20 protein-coding genes and 1 other RNA gene are annotated in these 16,767 nt (G+C 48.3%); 17 read left to right on the top strand and 4 right to left on the bottom strand.

The features are described from left to right. The first annotated feature begins 11 nt into the window (after nt 1-11). Together opuCC and opuCD are read left to right on the top strand one after the other, a co-directional pair. A complete protein-coding gene (gene opuCC / locus MY7_RS14405; protein WP_007613836.1) occupies nt 12-905 on the top strand; it encodes an osmoprotectant ABC transporter substrate-binding lipoprotein OpuCC in 894 nt (297 codons plus the stop codon). Between the two features lie 17 nt (nt 906-922). Next, a complete protein-coding gene (gene opuCD, locus MY7_RS14400) occupies nt 923-1,597 on the top strand; it encodes a glycine betaine/carnitine/choline/choline sulfate ABC transporter permease OpuCD (protein ID WP_007613835.1) in 675 nt (224 codons plus the stop codon). Between the two features lie 33 nt (nt 1,598-1,630). Here the strand turns inward: opuCD and MY7_RS14395 are convergent, their stop codons facing one another. Beyond that, entirely contained in the window at nt 1,631-2,164 is a 534-nt protein-coding gene (locus tag MY7_RS14395; protein ID WP_029325832.1) for a GbsR/MarR family transcriptional regulator, read from the bottom strand. Between the two features lie 285 nt (nt 2,165-2,449). Here MY7_RS14395 and MY7_RS14390 point away from each other — a divergent pair, with 285 nt between their 5' ends. The 9 genes from MY7_RS14390 to MY7_RS14350 all read left to right on the top strand — a co-directional run bounded on the left by MY7_RS14390 (nt 2,450) and on the right by MY7_RS14350 (nt 10,294). Then, nucleotides 2,450-3,595 (top strand): betaine/proline/choline family ABC transporter ATP-binding protein, encoded by a 1,146-nt coding sequence (locus MY7_RS14390; protein ID WP_029325833.1) that lies wholly within the window; start codon nt 2,450-2,452, stop codon nt 3,593-3,595. 16 nt (nt 3,596-3,611) lie between these two features. After that, nucleotides 3,612-4,265: an ABC transporter permease gene (locus MY7_RS14385; protein ID WP_007613831.1), complete on the top strand. Its 654-nt coding sequence runs from the start codon at nt 3,612-3,614 to the stop codon at nt 4,263-4,265. 14 nt (nt 4,266-4,279) lie between these two features. After that, nucleotides 4,280-5,197 carry an osmoprotectant ABC transporter substrate-binding protein gene (locus tag MY7_RS14380; RefSeq protein ID WP_007613830.1) on the top strand — a complete coding sequence of 306 codons (918 nt, stop codon included), beginning with the start codon at nt 4,280-4,282 and terminating at the stop codon, nt 5,195-5,197. Nucleotides 5,198-5,215: 18 nt separating this feature from the next. Continuing rightward, on the top strand, nt 5,216-5,893 hold the full coding sequence (locus MY7_RS14375) for an ABC transporter permease (RefSeq protein ID WP_007613829.1): 678 nt from the start codon (nt 5,216-5,218) through the stop codon (nt 5,891-5,893). 111 nt (nt 5,894-6,004) lie between these two features. Further along, on the top strand, nt 6,005-6,718 hold the full coding sequence (locus tag MY7_RS14370) for a lantibiotic protection ABC transporter ATP-binding protein (RefSeq protein ID WP_007613824.1): 714 nt from the start codon (nt 6,005-6,007) through the stop codon (nt 6,716-6,718). Further along, the gene (locus MY7_RS14365) at nt 6,715-7,449 is read left to right on the top strand and encodes a lantibiotic immunity ABC transporter MutE/EpiE family permease subunit (RefSeq protein WP_007613822.1); all 735 of its coding nucleotides are present in this window, start codon (nt 6,715-6,717) and stop codon (nt 7,447-7,449) included. Before MY7_RS14370 ends, MY7_RS14365 begins: the two co-directional genes overlap by 4 nt. Next, nucleotides 7,446-8,216 carry a lantibiotic immunity ABC transporter MutG family permease subunit gene (locus MY7_RS14360; RefSeq protein ID WP_007613821.1) on the top strand — a complete coding sequence of 257 codons (771 nt, stop codon included), beginning with the start codon at nt 7,446-7,448 and terminating at the stop codon, nt 8,214-8,216. Before MY7_RS14365 ends, MY7_RS14360 begins: the two co-directional genes overlap by 4 nt. A 21-nt stretch (nt 8,217-8,237) precedes the next feature. Continuing rightward, the gene (locus tag MY7_RS14355) at nt 8,238-8,900 is read left to right on the top strand and encodes a response regulator transcription factor (RefSeq protein ID WP_007613820.1); all 663 of its coding nucleotides are present in this window, start codon (nt 8,238-8,240) and stop codon (nt 8,898-8,900) included. Beyond that, nucleotides 8,891-10,294, top strand: a complete 1,404-nt coding sequence (locus tag MY7_RS14350) for a sensor histidine kinase (protein ID WP_007613815.1) — start codon at nt 8,891-8,893, stop codon at nt 10,292-10,294. Before MY7_RS14355 ends, MY7_RS14350 begins: the two co-directional genes overlap by 10 nt. Before the next feature lie 84 nt (nt 10,295-10,378). On the opposite strand, the gene MY7_RS14345 is transcribed toward MY7_RS14350, so the two are convergent. The 3 genes from MY7_RS14345 to MY7_RS14335 all read right to left on the bottom strand — a co-directional run bounded on the left by MY7_RS14345 (nt 10,379) and on the right by MY7_RS14335 (nt 11,644). Next, nucleotides 10,379-10,696 (bottom strand): winged helix-turn-helix transcriptional regulator, encoded by a 318-nt coding sequence (locus MY7_RS14345; protein ID WP_007613812.1) that lies wholly within the window; start codon nt 10,694-10,696, stop codon nt 10,379-10,381. A gap of 81 nt (nt 10,697-10,777) precedes the next feature. Continuing rightward, the gene (locus MY7_RS14340) at nt 10,778-11,209 is read right to left on the bottom strand and encodes a helix-turn-helix domain-containing protein (RefSeq protein ID WP_007613811.1); all 432 of its coding nucleotides are present in this window, start codon (nt 11,207-11,209) and stop codon (nt 10,778-10,780) included. A 24-nt stretch (nt 11,210-11,233) separates the two neighbouring features. Next, nucleotides 11,234-11,644, bottom strand: coding sequence for a helix-turn-helix domain-containing protein (locus MY7_RS14335; RefSeq protein ID WP_003151677.1), 411 nt, complete (start codon nt 11,642-11,644; stop codon nt 11,234-11,236). Nucleotides 11,645-11,839: 195 nt separating this feature from the next. Between MY7_RS14335 and MY7_RS14330 the strand changes: the two genes are divergently transcribed. The 6 genes from MY7_RS14330 to ssrA all read left to right on the top strand — a co-directional run bounded on the left by MY7_RS14330 (nt 11,840) and on the right by ssrA (nt 16,730). Further along, complete coding sequence (locus MY7_RS14330; RefSeq protein ID WP_087920807.1) at nt 11,840-12,025, top strand: helix-turn-helix domain-containing protein; 186 nt, start codon at nt 11,840-11,842, stop codon at nt 12,023-12,025. Between the two features lie 123 nt (nt 12,026-12,148). Next, entirely contained in the window at nt 12,149-12,379 is a 231-nt protein-coding gene (secG, locus tag MY7_RS14325) for a preprotein translocase subunit SecG (RefSeq protein ID WP_003151681.1), read from the top strand. Between the two features lie 118 nt (nt 12,380-12,497). Further along, a complete protein-coding gene (locus tag MY7_RS14320; protein WP_007409986.1) occupies nt 12,498-13,238 on the top strand; it encodes an alpha/beta hydrolase in 741 nt (246 codons plus the stop codon). Between the two features lie 18 nt (nt 13,239-13,256). Further along, entirely contained in the window at nt 13,257-15,590 is a 2,334-nt protein-coding gene (rnr, locus tag MY7_RS14315) for a ribonuclease R (protein ID WP_007613807.1), read from the top strand. A 139-nt stretch (nt 15,591-15,729) separates the two neighbouring features. Next, a complete protein-coding gene (gene smpB, locus MY7_RS14310) occupies nt 15,730-16,200 on the top strand; it encodes an SsrA-binding protein (RefSeq protein WP_003151688.1) in 471 nt (156 codons plus the stop codon). A 167-nt stretch (nt 16,201-16,367) separates the two neighbouring features. Next, nucleotides 16,368-16,730: a transfer-messenger RNA gene (gene ssrA / locus MY7_RS19350) on the top strand. Nucleotides 16,731-16,767: the final 37 nt, after the last annotated feature.

Genomic DNA, 16,767 nt, shown 5'->3' with positions numbered 1-16,767 from the left:
AAAAGAGATGGATGTGCGCACTGGCGCTGTCAGCTGCTCTGCTTCTAGGCGGCTGTTCCCTTCCCGGCCTGAGCGGGGCTTCCGATGATACGATCAAAATCGGGGCGCAAAGCATGACGGAATCAGAAATTATCGCCAATATGATCGCACAGATGATTGAACACAATACAGACTTGAATACGGCATTAATTAAAAACCTCGGATCGAACTATGTCCAGCAGCAGGCGATGCTCGGCGGTGAAATCGATATCGCCGCGACGCGCTACTCGGGAACGGATTTAACGAGCACCCTCGGCATGGAAGCGGAAAAAGACCCGAAAAAAGCATTATCCATCGTCCAGAAGGAATTTGAGAAACGCTTCCATTACAAATGGTTTGATTCTTACGGATTTGAGAACACATACGCTTTTACCGTCACGAAAGAACTTGCGGAAAAAGACCATTTAGACAAAGTGTCCGATATTAAGAAGCATGCGGATCAATTTAAGCTCGGTGTAGACAATGCGTGGCTGAAAAGAAAAGGCGACGGCTATAAAGGCTTCACCGACACGTACGGCTATGAATTCGGCACAACCTATCCGATGCAGATCGGACTTGTATACGATGCCGTGAAAAACGGGAAAATGGACGCCGTCCTCGCCTATTCAACGGACGGACGGATTAAAGCGTACGATCTGAAAATTTTAAAAGACGACAAGCAGTTTTTCCCGCCGTATGACTGTTCGCCGGTCATTCCCGACAGCGTGCTGAAGCAGCATCCTGAACTGAAGGGCATTGTGAATAAACTGATCGGCAAAATCGATACGGAGACGATGCAGGAATTGAATTACGGGGTGGACGGCAAGCTGAAAGAACCGTCCGTCGTCGCTAAAGAATTTTTGGAGAAACATCATTATTTTGAATAAGAAATGAGGTGGGGCAAATGGAAGTGCTGCAGCAGCTCGGCACTTATTATTCTCAAAACGGCGCCTATGTGCTTCAGGAGTTTTACCGCCATTTTCTCATGTCGGTATACGGCGTTTTATTTGCGGCGATCGTGGGGGTTCCGCTCGGCATCTTCATTGCCAGGTACAGAACATTAAGCGGCTGGGTATTCGCGGTGACAAACGTGATTCAGACCGTGCCGGCGCTTGCGATGCTTGCGGTGCTGATGCTTGTCATGGGGCTCGGCGCCAATACGGTGATTTTGTCGCTGTTTTTATATTCGCTTCTTCCGATCATTCGGAATACGTACACGGGAATCGCCAGCATTGAACACGCTTATCTTGAATCGGGAAAAGCGATGGGCATGACCAAATTTCAGGTGCTCCGCATGGTGGAGCTGCCGCTTGCGCTTTCCGTCATCATGGCGGGGTTGCGGACGGCGCTCGTCATCGCGATCGGCATTACGGCAATCGGTACGTTTGTCGGCGCGGGCGGACTCGGTGACATTATTGTCAGGGGCTCAAACGCCACGAACGGAACCGCGATTATTTTGGCCGGCGCCATTCCGACAGCGCTGATGGCCGTTATCGCAGATCTTGTGATGTCGTGGCTGGAGCGGGCGCTGAGTCCGGTGAGAAAGAAAAAACGAACCAAAGCGCCGAATGCGGCATGAAAAAAACGCCTTGCGGGTCAGGGCGTTTTTTTCTTATGGCTTCGGAACATGCTTGAAAATTTCTTCGCTTTCAAAAAACTCGATCAGACGGCTGATCCAGTTGTAGTAATCAAGCCAATCCTTTAATTCTTTCAACAGTTCGTTGATTTTTTCCTCAGCTTCTTCCGGCACGCCGTTTTCAAGGACGGCTGTCAGTTCGCGGTTCAGCTTTTTATGCATCATTTTATTTTTGCTGACGACCTTGCTCCATGTGGCCGTAAACAGCGTAATAAAGGTTTGGTAATAATCCTGCTCGACGTCGTATAAATCTTTGCGGACGCCTTTTTCAAACACTTTTTCCGCCAGATTGACGTCAAGCATTTCACGGACCGCCTGGCTCATTCTCGTCTTGCTCATGCCGGTCGCTTCTGATAATTCAGTTAAGGTCATCGGCTTGCGGTTCATATAAATAATGCCTAAAATGCGCCCCACCGTCGCGGGCATTCCGAATGTATGCATATTTTCAGCGATTCGTTCTATCAAATGATCTTCAGCTTGTTCGATTACGTTTAAGGGATCTTTCTCCAACAGTTTCAATCCTTTCAGTCAGCAATTCCGATGTCAATATACCACATTTTTAAACCGGCGGAAATGCTCTTCCGAGAGAATTTGGCAGTAATCCGGAGCAATAAGAAGAACTTTGCCGGTCAATACGGGTAAATCAGTGCTTACACAACCTTTATATATAATATGGACAAATTGTAAACTTTTTAATTTACAAAGTTTAATTTATAATGGGAAACGTTCAATTGTCTGAAAAGTTAAATTTGAATTTAACAAATTGAATAAACTTAATCATGGAGGTGTGAGTGTTTGCTGACATTAGAAAATGTCTCGAAAATGTATAAAGGCGGGAAAAAAGCCGTCAACAGCATCAACCTGAATATCGCCAAAGGCGAATTTATTTGTTTTATCGGACCGAGCGGCTGCGGCAAAACGACGACGATGAAAATGATCAACCGCTTAATTGAACCGACAGAAGGCAGAATCCTGATAGAGGGCCGAAACATTATGGAACAAGATCCGGTGGAACTCAGAAGAAGCATCGGCTATGTCATCCAGCAGATCGGGCTGTTTCCGCATATGACCATTCAGCAGAACATTACGCTCGTTCCGAAACTTTTAAAGCATCCTGCCGAAAAACGGAAGGAACGGGCGCGGGAGCTTTTAAAGCTCGTAGATATGGGGCCTGAATATTTAGACCGTTACCCTCATGAACTGAGCGGAGGACAGCAGCAGCGAATAGGTGTATTACGGGCACTTGCCGCAGAGCCGCCGCTCATCTTAATGGATGAACCGTTCGGGGCGCTTGACCCGATTACGAGAGATTCCCTTCAGGAAGAATTTAAAAAACTGCAAAAAACCTTACATAAAACCATCGTATTTGTTACCCATGATATGGACGAAGCCATCAAGCTTGCGGACAGAATCGTCATTCTGAAAGCGGGAGAAATCGTCCAGGCCGGAACGCCTGATGAGATTCTCAGATTTCCGGCGAATGAATTTGTTGAGGAGTTTATCGGCAAGGAACGGCTGATCCAATCATCCAGCCCTGATATTGAACGGGTGGAGCAGATCATGAATCCCGATCCCGTGACGGTAACACCTGAGAAAACACTGTCAGCCGCCATTCAGCTGATGCATGCCGAGCGGGTGGATTCGCTGCTCGTCATTGATGAAAAGAACGTTCTCCAAGGTTATGTCGATGTGGAGATGATTGACCGCAAACGAAGACAGGCGGTAACCGTCGCGGAAGTGCTTGAGCGGGATCTATACACGGTCAGAAGCGGCACTCTGCTCCGCGACGCCGTCCATAAAATTTTAAAAAGAGGCATGAAATTTGTGCCCGTCATAGATGAAGCCGGCCGTTTAACGGGAATCGTGACAAGGGCAAGCCTCGTTGACATCGTCTATGACTCCATCTGGGGAGAAGAGAATCAGCTCGCGGTGATGTCATGAGGAGGCTTCAATTGATATGAATCAGACCGTGCAATTTTTACAGGCAAATGGAGGAGAGATGCTTTATAAAACATGGGAGCATCTGTACATCTCATTAATCGCCGTCATGGCGGGCATTCTCGCCGCCGTTCCGCTCGGCGTCCTGCTGACGAGGATGAAAAGAGGAGCCGGCGCCGTCATCGGCATCGTCAACATCATTCAAACCTTGCCGAGTCTTGCCATTCTTGCGTTTTTTATTCCGCTTTTAGGCGTAGGAAAGGTCCCGGCCGTTGCGGCGCTGTTTTTCTATTCCATGCTGCCGATTCTCAGAAACACGTATACGGGGATTCTCGGCGTCAATCGGCATCTTCTGGAATCGGGAAAAGGAATCGGCATGACGGCATGGGAGCAGATCAGGCTTGTAGAGCTCCCGCTTGCCGCTCCGGTCATCATGGCGGGCATCCGGACGTCCGCGATTTATTTGATCGGCTGGGCGACGCTCGCCTCCTTTATCGGCGGAGGCGGGCTGGGAGATTACATTTTTATCGGCTTGAACCTTTATCAACCGGAGTATATTATCGCAGGCGCTGTTCCGGTCACAATGCTGGCGGCCGCTGTCGATTATATGCTGGGGATGACAGAACGGAAAGTCACGCCTGACGGGCTGAAGAGCATAAAGGATGCTTCATAAGGAGGAGGTCTCTCATGGGGAATAGATGCAAAAAACGGCTGCTCGCATTCGCCTGTATCGGCATGCTGCTCCTTGGCGGATGCTCGCTCCCGGGGTTGAGCGCCGCATCGGAGGATACCATTAAAATCGGCGCGCAAAGCATGACCGAATCAGAAATCATCGCGAGCATGCTCGGGCAGATGATCGAACATCACAGCGGGTTGAAAACATCCGTTATTAAAAATCTCGGTTCCAACGCCGTACAGCAGCAATCCTTGATCAACGGTGATATTGATATCGCCGCTACGCGCTATACAGGTGACGCGCTGACCGGGACGCTTCGCATGGAGCCGGAAAAAGACCCGGACAAAGCGCTGCGGCTCGTTCAGCGTGAATTTCAAAACAGATATGACATGAAATGGTTTGATTCTTACGGCTTTGATAATACATACGTCTTTACCGTTTCCGGACAGCTTGCCCGCAAGTACCATTTAGAATCGGTATCCGATGTCAAAAAAGAAGCGTCTCATCTGAAATTCGGCGTAGATAACTACTGGATGAAGCTGAGAGGCAACGGATATCAGGATTTTATGAACACATACGGAATGTCATTTGAAGGCACGTATCCGATGCAGATCGGCCTCGTTTACGACGCGCTGAAAAGCAGGAAGATGGATATCGCGCTCGCTTATTCCACCGACGGAAGAATCATCGCTTACGGACTGAAAACGCTGAAGGATGATAAGCGGTTCTTTCCTCCGTATGACTGTTCACCCGTCGTTCCGGATCATGTATTAAAAGAGCATCCCGAACTGGAGGGCGTGATCAATAAAATGATCGGCGCGATTGATACAAAGATGATGCAGAAAATGAATTACGAAGTTGACGGCCGATTAAAAGAGCCGTCCGTCGTGGCCAAGGAATATTTAGAAAAACATCATTACTTTGAATAACGGAAAGGAGATGTGCGGATGGACACGATGAAGGAGCTGTTTACGTATTACGCTCAAAACGGCAGCTATGTTCTGTATGAGTGCTGGCGGCACTTTCTCATGTCGGCGTACGGCGTCGTTTTCGCCGCCGTTTTCGCCATTCCGGCCGGAATTGTGACAGCAAGGCACGGGCGTCTCGCCGGCTGGGTGTTTGCTGTGGCGAACGTGATTCAAACCGTTCCGGCGCTTGCGATGCTCGCCGTCCTGATGCTCGTCATGGGACTCGGCGCCAATACGGTCATCACGGCTTTGTTTTTGTATTCCCTGCTGCCGATTCTCAGAAATACGCACACGGGCATTATCAATATCGAGCACGCTTATCTCGAGTCGGGAAAAGCGATGGGCATGACGAAATACCAAATCCTTCGTATGGTGGAGCTGCCGCTTGCGCTTTCCGTCATTATGGCGGGTCTTCGAACGGCGCTCGTCATTGCCATCGGCATCACGGCGATCGGTACCTTCGTCGGGGCGGGCGGCCTCGGCGATATGATCGTCAGAGGGTCGAACGCGACAAACGGAACCGCCATTATTCTGGCGGGCGCCATCCCGACCGCGCTGATGGCGGTAGCCGCAGACCTGCTGATGGCGTGGCTGGAACGAGCCCTCAGCCCGGTGAAAAAACAAAAAAGAAAGCTGATCGTACGCTCAGCCTCATGAAAAAAAGCATTCTTCCGCGTGAAGGATGCTTTTTTTTGATTTCTTGATTAAATTTTGATAACTGCGCTGTAAAGTCTTACATATCAAATAACAAAGCAGAGGGGTAATCATATGAGCAACATCTTAGAAACGAGACAGCTGCAAAAATCATTCGGCAGACAACAGGCAGTGGCTGATGTGTCTCTATCGGTTAAGCGCAACAGTATATACGGCCTGCTCGGTCCGAACGGCGCGGGAAAATCAACGACACTTAAAATATTGACCGGCATGCTGCAGCAAACATCCGGCAAGGTTCTGTTCGACGGACATACATGGAAGCGCGAAGATTTGAAAAGCATCGGTTCCCTGATTGAAGCGCCGCCGCTTTACAGCAACCTGACAGCCGCTGAAAATCTGAAAGTCCGCTGCGTTATGCTCGGACTGCCTGATTCAAGAATTGCGGAAGTGCTGGAAATCACGGGATTAACGGGAACCGGAAAAAAGCGTGCCGGACAATTTTCCATGGGGATGAAACAGCGTCTCGGCATTGCGTTAGCATTATTAAACCGTCCGTCGCTTTTAATTCTTGATGAGCCGACAAACGGATTGGACCCGATGGGAATTCAGGATTTGCGGGAATTTATCCGCTCCCTGCCCGGACAGGGAATAACGGTTATTTTATCAAGCCACCTGTTATCAGAAGTCGAGCAGATCGCAGACCATATCGGAATCATCAGTGACGGCGTTTTAGGATATCAGGGAGAAATCAGCCGGGAAGACGATCTGGAGCGGCTGTTTCTGGAGGTTGTCAAATCAACACGGGAGAAAGCGGGGACTGGGAAATGATTCAGTACATGCAGGCGGAACATCTTACATCTAAAAGAACATTTATCAGAAAGCTGATCATTCTTATCCCTCTTCTGAACACGGCTTTTTCTTTTCTGCTGAATACGGCTTATTTTATGACGGGCACGTTCAATTGGTGGGCGGTTATTTTCATGCCGCTCATGATTGCTCTAATGTGCGGTTTATCTGTTAAAAAAGAGAAAAAATCAGCGAATGACCGTGCGGTGTACTCACTGCCGGCTGACTTGAAGAGCATTTGGCTCTCAAAAATAAGCTTGATCGCGCTGTATTCACTCCTGTCGCAAATCGTCTTTTTAGTCATCGTGTTTTTGCTTGGCCTTGTGTTTCCGGCAATTGCTGCGGTTCAGCTGAAAGGTATTGAAGCAAGCTCCCTTTTGTGGCTGTCTACGCTTTGGGAAATTCCGTTCTGCTTATGGATTGCCAGACAGTTCGGGTTTACGGCAGTCATTCTCATCAATATGATCGCCGCCTTTGTTTTAGGCATTGTGCCGGCGTCCGGTTCATTGTGGTGGCTGAGCCCATGGAGCTGGTCAGTCCGGGTGATGTCACCGATTCTCGGGATCCATCCGAACGGAATTCCGCTTCCCGCAGACAGCGGCTTATTAAACGGAAACGTGATCATTCCGGCTATTATTCTTTCTATTCTTTCTTTTATCGCAATAAGTTTTGTTTCCGCCGTGTCTTTTTCAAAAGGGGGAAACCGGTCATGACCGTGCTTTTACGATATATGTGGGCCGATGTATTAAAAATGAAGCGCACGCCGCTCATATGGATGCATGTTGCGGCGCCGGTTTTATGCGCGGGATTTTTCCTTTTGTATATGTATGGAAGGGTTCATGAGCCTTATATGCTGTACAGTGTGTTTTTCAGCGCGATTGCCGTTTTATACCCTTTAATCATCAGTATTGTCTGCGGCATGTCTGCCTCCGTCGAGGAACAGGCGGGCCATTTTCAGATGATGCTGGCGGTTCCGTATTCTAAAATCGTCAGTTTTGCGGGCAAGCTGCTTCTATTGCTGCTCTTGAATGTGTTATCGATAGGTCTCGCCATCTGTCTTTATTTGGCGGGGATGAAATTTGTTCTTCACATCAATGACCTCCCGTATCTTCTCTTTTTAAAAGGAGGGGCGTGGCTGATTGCCGGCAGTCTTCCGCTTTATATGATGTCTTTTTTTGTCGGCATAAAGTACGGCATGGGACCGTCCGGGCTTTTAGGAGGAGCGGGATTATTAATGGCGGCGCTCATGAATACGGGACTTGGTGATATCATCTGGCGTTTTTTCCCATGGGCATGGAGCGTGCGGCTTTCAGGCCTTGCAGGACTGCTGCATTTTGACAAAGTCAAAAAAGAGTTCCTCCCTTATGTAAGATACGATATGAGATACGGAGAAATAATGTTATATTTTTCTATAGTGATATTATGTCTGGCCGGCCTCTATTGGTGCAGAAAATGGGAAGGGCGGCGTTCATATGAATAAAGGCAAGGAGCGATTCGGCCGGTGGCAAACATTTTAGCAATTGATGATGAAAAAGATATTCTCGTTCTGATCAGAAACATTTTACAGCGTGATCAGCATACAGTAACGATTCTGGAAAAAGCGGAGGATCAGTCATTGGATTTTTTTCAAGGCTATGATTTGATTCTTCTCGATGTCATGATGCCCGGAACGGACGGGATTGAACTCTGCCGGCGGATTCGGCCGCTGGTGGACAGCCCGATCTTGTTTTTAACGGCAAAGTCTGACGAAGAATCCATTGTGAAAGGCCTCATGACAGGCGCTGATGATTACATCACAAAGCCGTTCGGCGTACAGGAATTGATGGCAAGGGTAAACGCGCATGTCAGAAGGGAACGGCGGGAAAAGCATCAGACGAAACGGCTGATATCTGGCTTCATGTTTGATTTTGACAATAAAGAAGTATGGATTGATGACCGGAAACTGCCTCTTACGAAAAACGAATATAAAATCGTTGAATGTCTGGCACAGCATAAAAACAGAACATTCTCACGGGAGCAGATTTACGAGGAAGTGTACGGCTTGGACGGCGATGCGCTCTATTCAACCATTACGGAGTTTATCAGAACCATCCGGAAAAAATGTAAAGAACACGGGGCTGATCCGATCAAAACGGTGTGGGGTGTCGGATACAAATGGGAATAGCAAAAGGAAAATCCAGCATCCGCAAAGAGCTTGTCAAATTTACCATCACTTTCTGTCTGAGCACGATGGGGGTGGCGGCATTATGCGTCGCCTTAAATGCCATTGCCATGAATGCCGGAGCGATCCTGCCCGCAAACTACAGCGAGCATGAGGCGGAACAGATCAAACCCCGCCTGAAATCAGCGGAAAAGATAACCGAAGACATGATCCCCGCAGGTATGACATACGCCGTTTTTGATAAAAAAACAAAGCGGATGACAAAAGGAACGATGACGGAACAAGATGCGGCCAACGCGAGAAAAAAGATTCAGCATCAGCCGTATTTTAATTATGCTCAAAAAGGATTCATGGTGATAAATCGGAAAGATGAATACGGCGTTCTCCAATATTCACTCAGGTCGGAATTTCAGTCGCCGCTGTTAAGGCGCTATCTGCCGAATTATGAATGGACGGGTCTTACGATTCTGATCACTTTGCTTCTTTTGACCGTTTTTATTGTGACGACGCGTTTCGCCAATCAGCTGAGCCGGCATTTCAGCACACTCAGCTCCATTACGGCAAGCATTCAAAAACAGAATTTAAATATCAATCCAAAAAGGTCGCGCATAAAAGAATTTGACGATGTCATTGACTCTCTGCTGAAAATGAAAGACGCGCTTCAGGCATCTCTGGCGGCGCAATGGGAGGCGGAGCGGATCAAGAAAGAACAAATCGGCGCGCTTGCGCATGATATTAAAATTCCGGCAACGATTATTAAAGGAAATGCCGAGCTGCTTCAGTTAACAGAACCTGATGAGGAGCAGGCGGAATATGCGCAGTATATTCTGGATGCCGGAAACAAAATCGAGCATTATGTCGGACAGCTGATCCAGCTTTCCAAAGCGGAGGAGGCAGTTGCCGTTGATGTGGAGTATACCGACCTCAAAGAGTGGATTCAAAACATATATCGTGACGCGGCGGCGCTTGCGGGGCCGAAACAGATTGATCTCGTCCTCAGCGAACGGGGAATTGACCGAATAGAAGCGCCGATCGATCATGAGCTGCTCCACAGGGCGGTCATGAATATCGCGGCTAATGCCGTCGACTATACGCCGGAAGGAGGGGAAATCCGTGTGGACGTCCTGTGCACCGATTCCGCCCTCCATCTTGCCGTATCCGACAGCGGAAGCGGGTTCTCGCCGGAAGCGCTGAAAAGAGCGACACAGCTTTTTTACACGGAGGATAAAAGCAGACATTCGGCGGGGCATCACGGCATGGGGCTTACATTCGCCCATCATGTCGTACATCTTCACCACGGCGAATTAATACTTGAAAATCAGGAGTCTGGAGGAGCCCGGGCGGAGATTCGAATTCCGCTGGAAGGCGTCAGACAAAAACAAGCCCTGCACGCATGAGGGCTTGTTTTTCTGTTTAAGAAAAGCAAAAATAAAAACGGCTGTCCGTTTGAGAGATCAGCCGCTTATGCGGAAAAGAGTTTATCAGGAAGGATCAATCCATTGTGAAGACCACTTGGAAATTTCCTCTAAAATAGGGGCTAATGCGCAGCCTTTTTCCGTTAATGAATACTCAATGCGGACAGGCGTTTCGGGGATAACATCCCGTTTGATGACACCTTCTGTTTCAAGTTCTTTCAGACGTTCTGACAAGACTCTTCCGCTTAAATTCGGAAGCGCCGCTTCAATTTCGCTAAATCGCTGCTGTCCGTTCAATAACTGAAAGACGATTAGAGCCACCCAGCGTTTACTTAGGATGTCGACCGCTTTTTCGAATCTGGGGCACATTTCTGATTGGTTCATGCTTTTTCACCTCGTCTTCTGCTATTATACCGCAAAATCGGAGGGAACGTACGTCTGGCGCTTGTTAAGTTGAGGAGAGGATCAAAAAGAGGATGAGGAATCCGGGGAGCGCTTTTTCGCTTCAGCCGCGATAAAATCAAAGTATTTGCTGACGCTTTCAATATCTTCTTTTGTGAAGTGCTGCCACTTTTTGCTGTCAAACAGCGGCAAATGCTCCGCACCTTTGTCAACGGCGGTCTGATAGATGGCGCAGATGGATTGATAGCTTTCGGAGGTTTCGCGGATTTCCTCCTGAAATGCCTTGATGTGTCCGGCCCGCGCCATTAACTCCTCGTACGGAATTTTTAATGTGTCCGCCAATTTTCTGATGGTCGCGGGTTTAGGAATGCCGCGGTGCCCGTTTTCAATTCTGGAAATCGTCGCCGAGCTGACGCCGGAATAGACGGCAAGCTGATTGACGGTAAGCTTCCGGGCGCGGCGCAGCTCTCTTAATTGCTTTCCGAATGTGTTCAATAAGATCGCCTCACATGTGCAAAGTCATGAGTCTTCGTTTGTTCTTTTTTTGGCTTCCGCCGATAAGAACGCAAAGTATTTATCAAGCAGAACCAAGTCTTCTTTCGACAGGTGCCGCCAGTTCTCCCGCTCCAAAAGGGATAAATCATGCAGCTCATACGTTTCGGCTTTTTCCAGCAAGGTGCAGCCCGTGTCGTACGGGGCTCTTGTTTCCTGGACGGTCTCTATGTATCCCGCCGTCTGCATCAGTTCCTCATACGGAATTTTTAACGCATCTGCGAGCTTTTTAATGGTTGCAGGTTTCGGCACCCCGCGTTTGCCGTTTTCAATCCGCGAGATTCCCGCGGCGCTGACGCCTGAATACGTTGCCAGCTGGTTCACTGTCAGATGCCTTTTTTCCCGCAATGTCCGCAATTGTTTCCCGAAGCTTTCCACAGTCTCTCCCCCTCCCGCGGTCTATTTATATTCTAGTATGTTTATTGACTAAAGGGAATAGCCAGGCTGGAAAAGTATTGACAAAAGTTAACAAAAGCCGTATCTTATGTATAAGAAAGAAAGTATTTGACAGAACGGAAGGTGAAGAAAGTGGTCGAAAAGATACAGATCAGAAGAGATTATGTGCTGCAGTATATGGTCAATAATGACTACTCGTTAAACCAGCTCGCCCTGGAGATCGGAATATCTCCCGCCACACTGAGCCGTGTACTGAATGGAGAGCGGAGGCCGGGCCAGCTGGTCATCGGAAAAATGCTCTATTACTTTGACATGAAATTTGAAGATCTTTTTTACTACGACTTTGTTGACAAAAGTCAATAATGATGGAAGATTCAAACGCATTTCCGTTTTTCTGACATGATGTGCACCGATACGGCGTGACATGCCTTTGTTTTTCATGTAAAATAGAAGCAATGTAGGCCAGTCAGTCTGGAGGTGTATGGGATGCACACATTATTGATTACCTTATTGGTTATCGTCAGTATTGCACTTATTATTGTCGTATTGCTTCAAACCAGCAAAAGCGCCGGTTTATCGGGTGCAATTTCAGGCGGGGCGGAGCAGCTTTTCGGAAAACAGAAAGCAAGGGGCCTTGATCTGATTCTTCACCGCACAACCGTTGTGCTGGCAGTCTTGTTTTTCGTGTTGACGATTTCGCTGGCGTATATCGTATAAGGCAATGTTTGTATAAGGTCTGATTTAATATCAGGCCTTTTTCTTGTTGAGAGACGGCGTTTGTTTCTCGCAAAACTGTGGAAAACTAAATTGAATGTGCAAAAAAGGGGTTATGAGCATGAAAATTGTGACACCAAAACCATTTACATTTAAAGGCGGAGACAAAGCGGTGCTTCTGCTGCACGGATTTACGGGAAATACGGCAGACGTCAGAATGCTCGGCCGCTACTTGAATGAGCGCGGCTACACTTGTCACGCGCCTCAATATAAAGGGCACGGCGTTCCGCCGGAAGAGCTGGTACATACGGGGCCTGAAGATTGGTGGAAAGACGTCATGGACGGTTATGAATATTTACGGTCTGAAGGCTATGAAAACATTGCGGCCTGCGGACTGTCGCTTGGCGGGGTTTTTTCATTGAAATTGGGTTACACTGTACCCATAAAGGGAATTGTTCCTATGTGTGCGCCGATGCACATTAAAAGTGAAGAGGTTATGTACGAAGGAGTTCTCTCCTACGCGCGCAATTATAAAAAATTCGAAGGAAAACAGCCGGAGCAGATTGAAAAGGAAATGAAGGAGTTTGAAAAAACACCGATGAATACGCTCAAATCGCTTCAGGAGCTGATTGCCGATGTGCGCAAAAACGTCGACATGATCTATTCCCCGACATTTGTGGTTCAGGCACGGCATGACCATATGATTAATACAGAAAGTGCGAACATCATTTACAACGAGGTGGAAACGGACGACAAACAGCTGAAATGGTATGAAGAATCAGGCCATGTCATTACGCTCGATAAAGAACGGGACCTCGTTCATCAGGATGTGTACGAATTTTTAGAGAAACTCGATTGGTAACAAACAGGAGGTCGAATAATGGAAAAAGAAGCGTTTATGGACCGTCTTCTCGCGTTTATGAAGGAAGAGGCGTACAAGCCCCTTACCGTTCAGGAACTCGAGGAGATGCTGAACATCACGGAAGCAGATGAATTTAAAGAGCTGGTAAAAGCGCTGGTGGCGCTCGAGGAGACGGGACAGATCGTCCGCACCAGAAGCAACCGCTACGGGCTTCCGGAAAAAATGAATTTAGTAAAAGGAAAAATTTCCGCGCATGCAAAGGGATTCGCGTTTCTATTGCCGGAGGATACCTCTTTAAGCGATGTGTTTATTCCGCCGAATGAGCTGAATACGGCCATGAACGGCGATATCGTCATGGTGCGGCTCAATTCCCAGTCAAGCGGATCGAGACAGGAAGGCACGGTCATCCGCATCCTGGAAAGAAGCATCGACCGCGTCGTGGGCACATACACAGAAACGAAAAGCTTCGGCTTTGTCATCCCGGATGATAAGAAAATCACGAGTGATATTTTTATTCCGAAACATGCCAATAACGGCGCTGCGGAAGGCCATAAAGTCGTCGTCAAACTGACAAGCTACCCTGAAGGCAGAATGAACGCCGAAGGAGAAATTGTTGAAATACTCGGCCATAAAAATGATCCGGGCATCGATATTTTATCCATCATCCATAAGCACGGCCTGCCGGGAGATTTTCCGGCTGAAGTGATGGAGCAGGCAACAAGCACGCCCGATACCATTGATGAAAAAGACATTAAAGACCGCCGTGATCTCCGCGATCAGGTCATCGTCACCATTGACGGCGCGGATGCGAAGGATCTGGATGACGCCGTCACTGTAACAAAGCTTGATAACGGCAGCTACAAGCTCGGCGTTCATATTGCCGACGTCAGCCATTACGTCACGGAGAATTCCCCGATTGACAAAGAAGCGCTGGATAGAGGGACAAGCGTGTACTTGGTTGACCGGGTCATTCCGATGATTCCGCACAGACTGTCTAACGGAATCTGTTCTTTAAATCCGAAGGTCGACCGGCTGACGCTTTCCTGCGAAATGACAATCAACCAGCAGGGACAGGTGACAGAACACGAGATCTTCCAAAGCGTCATTAAAACGACGGAAAGAATGACCTATTCAGATGTCAACCGGATTCTCACAGAAGACGACGCCGAGCTGAAAGAAAGATACGAGCCGCTCGTCCCGATGTTTAAAGACATGGAACGTCTGGCGGAAATTCTCCGGGCGAAACGGATGGACCGCGGCGCCGTGGATTTTGATTTCAAAGAAGCGAAGGTGCTCGTCGATGAGGAAGGCGCCGTTAAAGACGTCGTCATCAGAGAGCGCTCAGTAGCGGAAAAGCTGATCGAAGAATTCATGCTTGTCGCAAACGAAACGGTGGCCGAGCACTTCCATTGGATGAACGTGCCGTTTATTTACCGGATTCACGAAGAGCCGAACGCCGAAAAACTGCAAAAGTTTCTGGAGTTCGTCACGACATTCGGTTATATCGTCAAAGGGAAAGCCGGAGACATTCATCCGCGCGCGCTGCAAAGCATTCTTGATGAAGTGCGGGACCGTCCGGAAGAAACGGTGATTTCAACCGTCATGCTCCGTTCCATGAAGCAGGCGAAATACGACCCGCAAAGCCTGGGCCATTTCGGGCTGGCGACTGAATTTTATACGCACTTCACATCGCCGATCCGCCGCTATCCTGACTTAATCGTTCACAGGCTGATCAGAACGTATTTGATCAACGGACAATCGGACGAAGCGACTCAAGAAAAGTGGGCCGAACGCCTTCCGGAAATCGCTGATCATACGTCAACGATGGAACGTCGCGCCGTTGATGCAGAGCGGGAAACGGACGATCTGAAAAAAGCGGAATATATGCTTGATAAAATCGGCGAGGAATTTGACGGCATGATCAGTTCCGTCACGAATTTCGGAATGTTTGTCGAGCTGCCGAATACGATTGAAGGGCTTGTGCACGTCAGCTTTATGACGGATGATTATTACCGTTTTGACGAGCAGCATTTCGCCATGATCGGTGAACGCACGGGCAACGTTTACCGCATCGGAGACGAAATCACGGTCAAAGTCGTCGACGTCAATAAAGATGAGAGAAACATCGACTTTGAAATTGTCGGCATGAAAGGCACCCGCCGTCCGAGAGAAACGACAGGCGACCGCAGAAAACGCGGCAGACCGGCGCGGAAACGCGTGTTAAACAGCAATACCCCGGCTTCACCGCCGAAATCGGAGGAAAAAGGGGAATGGTTTACAAAACCGAAGAAGAAAAAGAAAAAACGCGGTTTCCAAAACGCGCCGAAACAAAAACGCAAAAAGAAGAAGTAAATGCGAAAAGCAAATGGGGCATAATGCTCTGTTTGCTTTCTTTCGCAAGCCGCATTTTCATTGTCGCGGAACGTTCCATTTGCTAAAATAAAGCGTATCGCACACATGAACGGTTTTTGCGGAGAGAGGAGGATAAGGCATGCCAAAAGGATCAGGCAAAGTATTATCGCAAAACAAAAAAGCAAACCATGATTACTTTATAGAAGAAACCTATGAAACAGGCATCGTGCTGCAGGGAACAGAGATTAAGTCCATCCGCGCCGGCCGCGTAAACATGAAGGATTCCTTTGCGAAAATCGAGCGCGGCGAAGTGTTCCTCCACAACATGCACATCAGCCCGTACGAGCAGGGAAACCGCTATAACCACGACCCGCTCCGGACGAGAAAGCTTTTGATGCACCGGAAAGAAATCAATAAGCTGATCGGCCTGACGAAAGAGAAAGGCTATTCCCTCGTGCCGCTGAAGCTGTATTTGAAAAACGGCTTTGCCAAAGTGTTAATCGGCCTCGGAAAAGGGAAGAAAACATACGATAAACGCGAAGATTTAAAACGAAAAGACGCCAAAAGAGAAATCGAAAGAGCGTTCAGAGACAGACAAAAAGGCTTCTGATGCATGAGCCTTGATGTGATGACTGCCCTATGCTATACTGTTCACACATCAGATTCACAGGCTGTTTATTGAAGACATTCCCAATTGAATTTGTCTGTGATCATGATATAATAACAGTACAGCCAGTTGAGCAAGAGCTTGATAGATCTCCCGTATACCCTTAACAAGGGGACGTTACGGATTCGACAGGGATGGATCGAGCTTGAGCTGCGAGCCGAGAGGCGATCTCGTTAACACGCACCTAAATATAACTGGCAAAACTAAAAGTTTTAACCAAAACTTAGCACTAGCTGCCTAATAAACGCAGCGAGCTCTTCCTGACATTGCCTATGTGTCCGTGAAGAGCACATCCAAGTAGGCTACGCTTGTGTTCCCGTCTGAGAACGTAAGAAGAGACTGACAGACTAGCTCTCGGAAGGCCCGCCCGCAGGCACGAAGACGAGTGAAACACGAAATATGCAGGCTACGCTCGTAGACGCTTAAGTAATCGATGTTTCTGGACGTGGGTTCGACTCCCACCGTCTCCATACATAACAGAGGAACCGCAGTGCCGTCACATGACGCACT

It is taken from the genome of Bacillus sp. 5B6 (assembly GCF_000259405.1).
GTDB lineage: Bacteria > Bacillota > Bacilli > Bacillales > Bacillaceae > Bacillus > Bacillus velezensis.
The sequence above is the reverse complement of the archived record's forward strand: the minus strand, read 5'-3'. Positions and strand labels throughout refer to the sequence as shown.

Bases quoted from the DNA above. Each gene is read 5' to 3' on its own strand.
- smpB (WP_003151688.1), top strand. From the start codon at position 15,730: ATGCCAAAAGGATCAGGCAAAGTATTATCGCAAAACAAAAAAGCAAAC.
- opuCD (WP_007613835.1), top strand. From the start codon at position 923: ATGGAAGTGCTGCAGCAGCTCGGCACTTATTATTCTCAAAACGGCGCC.
- MY7_RS14320 (WP_007409986.1), top strand. From the start codon at position 12,498: ATGAAAATTGTGACACCAAAACCATTTACATTTAAAGGCGGAGACAAA.
- MY7_RS14375 (WP_007613829.1), top strand. From the start codon at position 5,216: ATGGACACGATGAAGGAGCTGTTTACGTATTACGCTCAAAACGGCAGC.
- MY7_RS14370 (WP_007613824.1), top strand. From the start codon at position 6,005: ATGAGCAACATCTTAGAAACGAGACAGCTGCAAAAATCATTCGGCAGA.
- opuCC (WP_007613836.1), top strand. From the start codon at position 12: ATGTGCGCACTGGCGCTGTCAGCTGCTCTGCTTCTAGGCGGCTGTTCC.
- MY7_RS14360 (WP_007613821.1), top strand. From the start codon at position 7,446: ATGACCGTGCTTTTACGATATATGTGGGCCGATGTATTAAAAATGAAG.
- MY7_RS14380 (WP_007613830.1), top strand. From the start codon at position 4,280: ATGGGGAATAGATGCAAAAAACGGCTGCTCGCATTCGCCTGTATCGGC.
- MY7_RS14330 (WP_087920807.1), top strand. From the start codon at position 11,840: ATGGTCAATAATGACTACTCGTTAAACCAGCTCGCCCTGGAGATCGGA.
- rnr (WP_007613807.1), top strand. From the start codon at position 13,257: ATGGAAAAAGAAGCGTTTATGGACCGTCTTCTCGCGTTTATGAAGGAA.
- MY7_RS14345 (WP_007613812.1), bottom strand. From the start codon at position 10,696: ATGAACCAATCAGAAATGTGCCCCAGATTCGAAAAAGCGGTCGACATC.
- secG (WP_003151681.1), top strand. From the start codon at position 12,149: ATGCACACATTATTGATTACCTTATTGGTTATCGTCAGTATTGCACTT.
- MY7_RS14385 (WP_007613831.1), top strand. From the start codon at position 3,612: ATGAATCAGACCGTGCAATTTTTACAGGCAAATGGAGGAGAGATGCTT.
- MY7_RS14350 (WP_007613815.1), top strand. From the start codon at position 8,891: ATGGGAATAGCAAAAGGAAAATCCAGCATCCGCAAAGAGCTTGTCAAA.
- MY7_RS14365 (WP_007613822.1), top strand. From the start codon at position 6,715: ATGATTCAGTACATGCAGGCGGAACATCTTACATCTAAAAGAACATTT.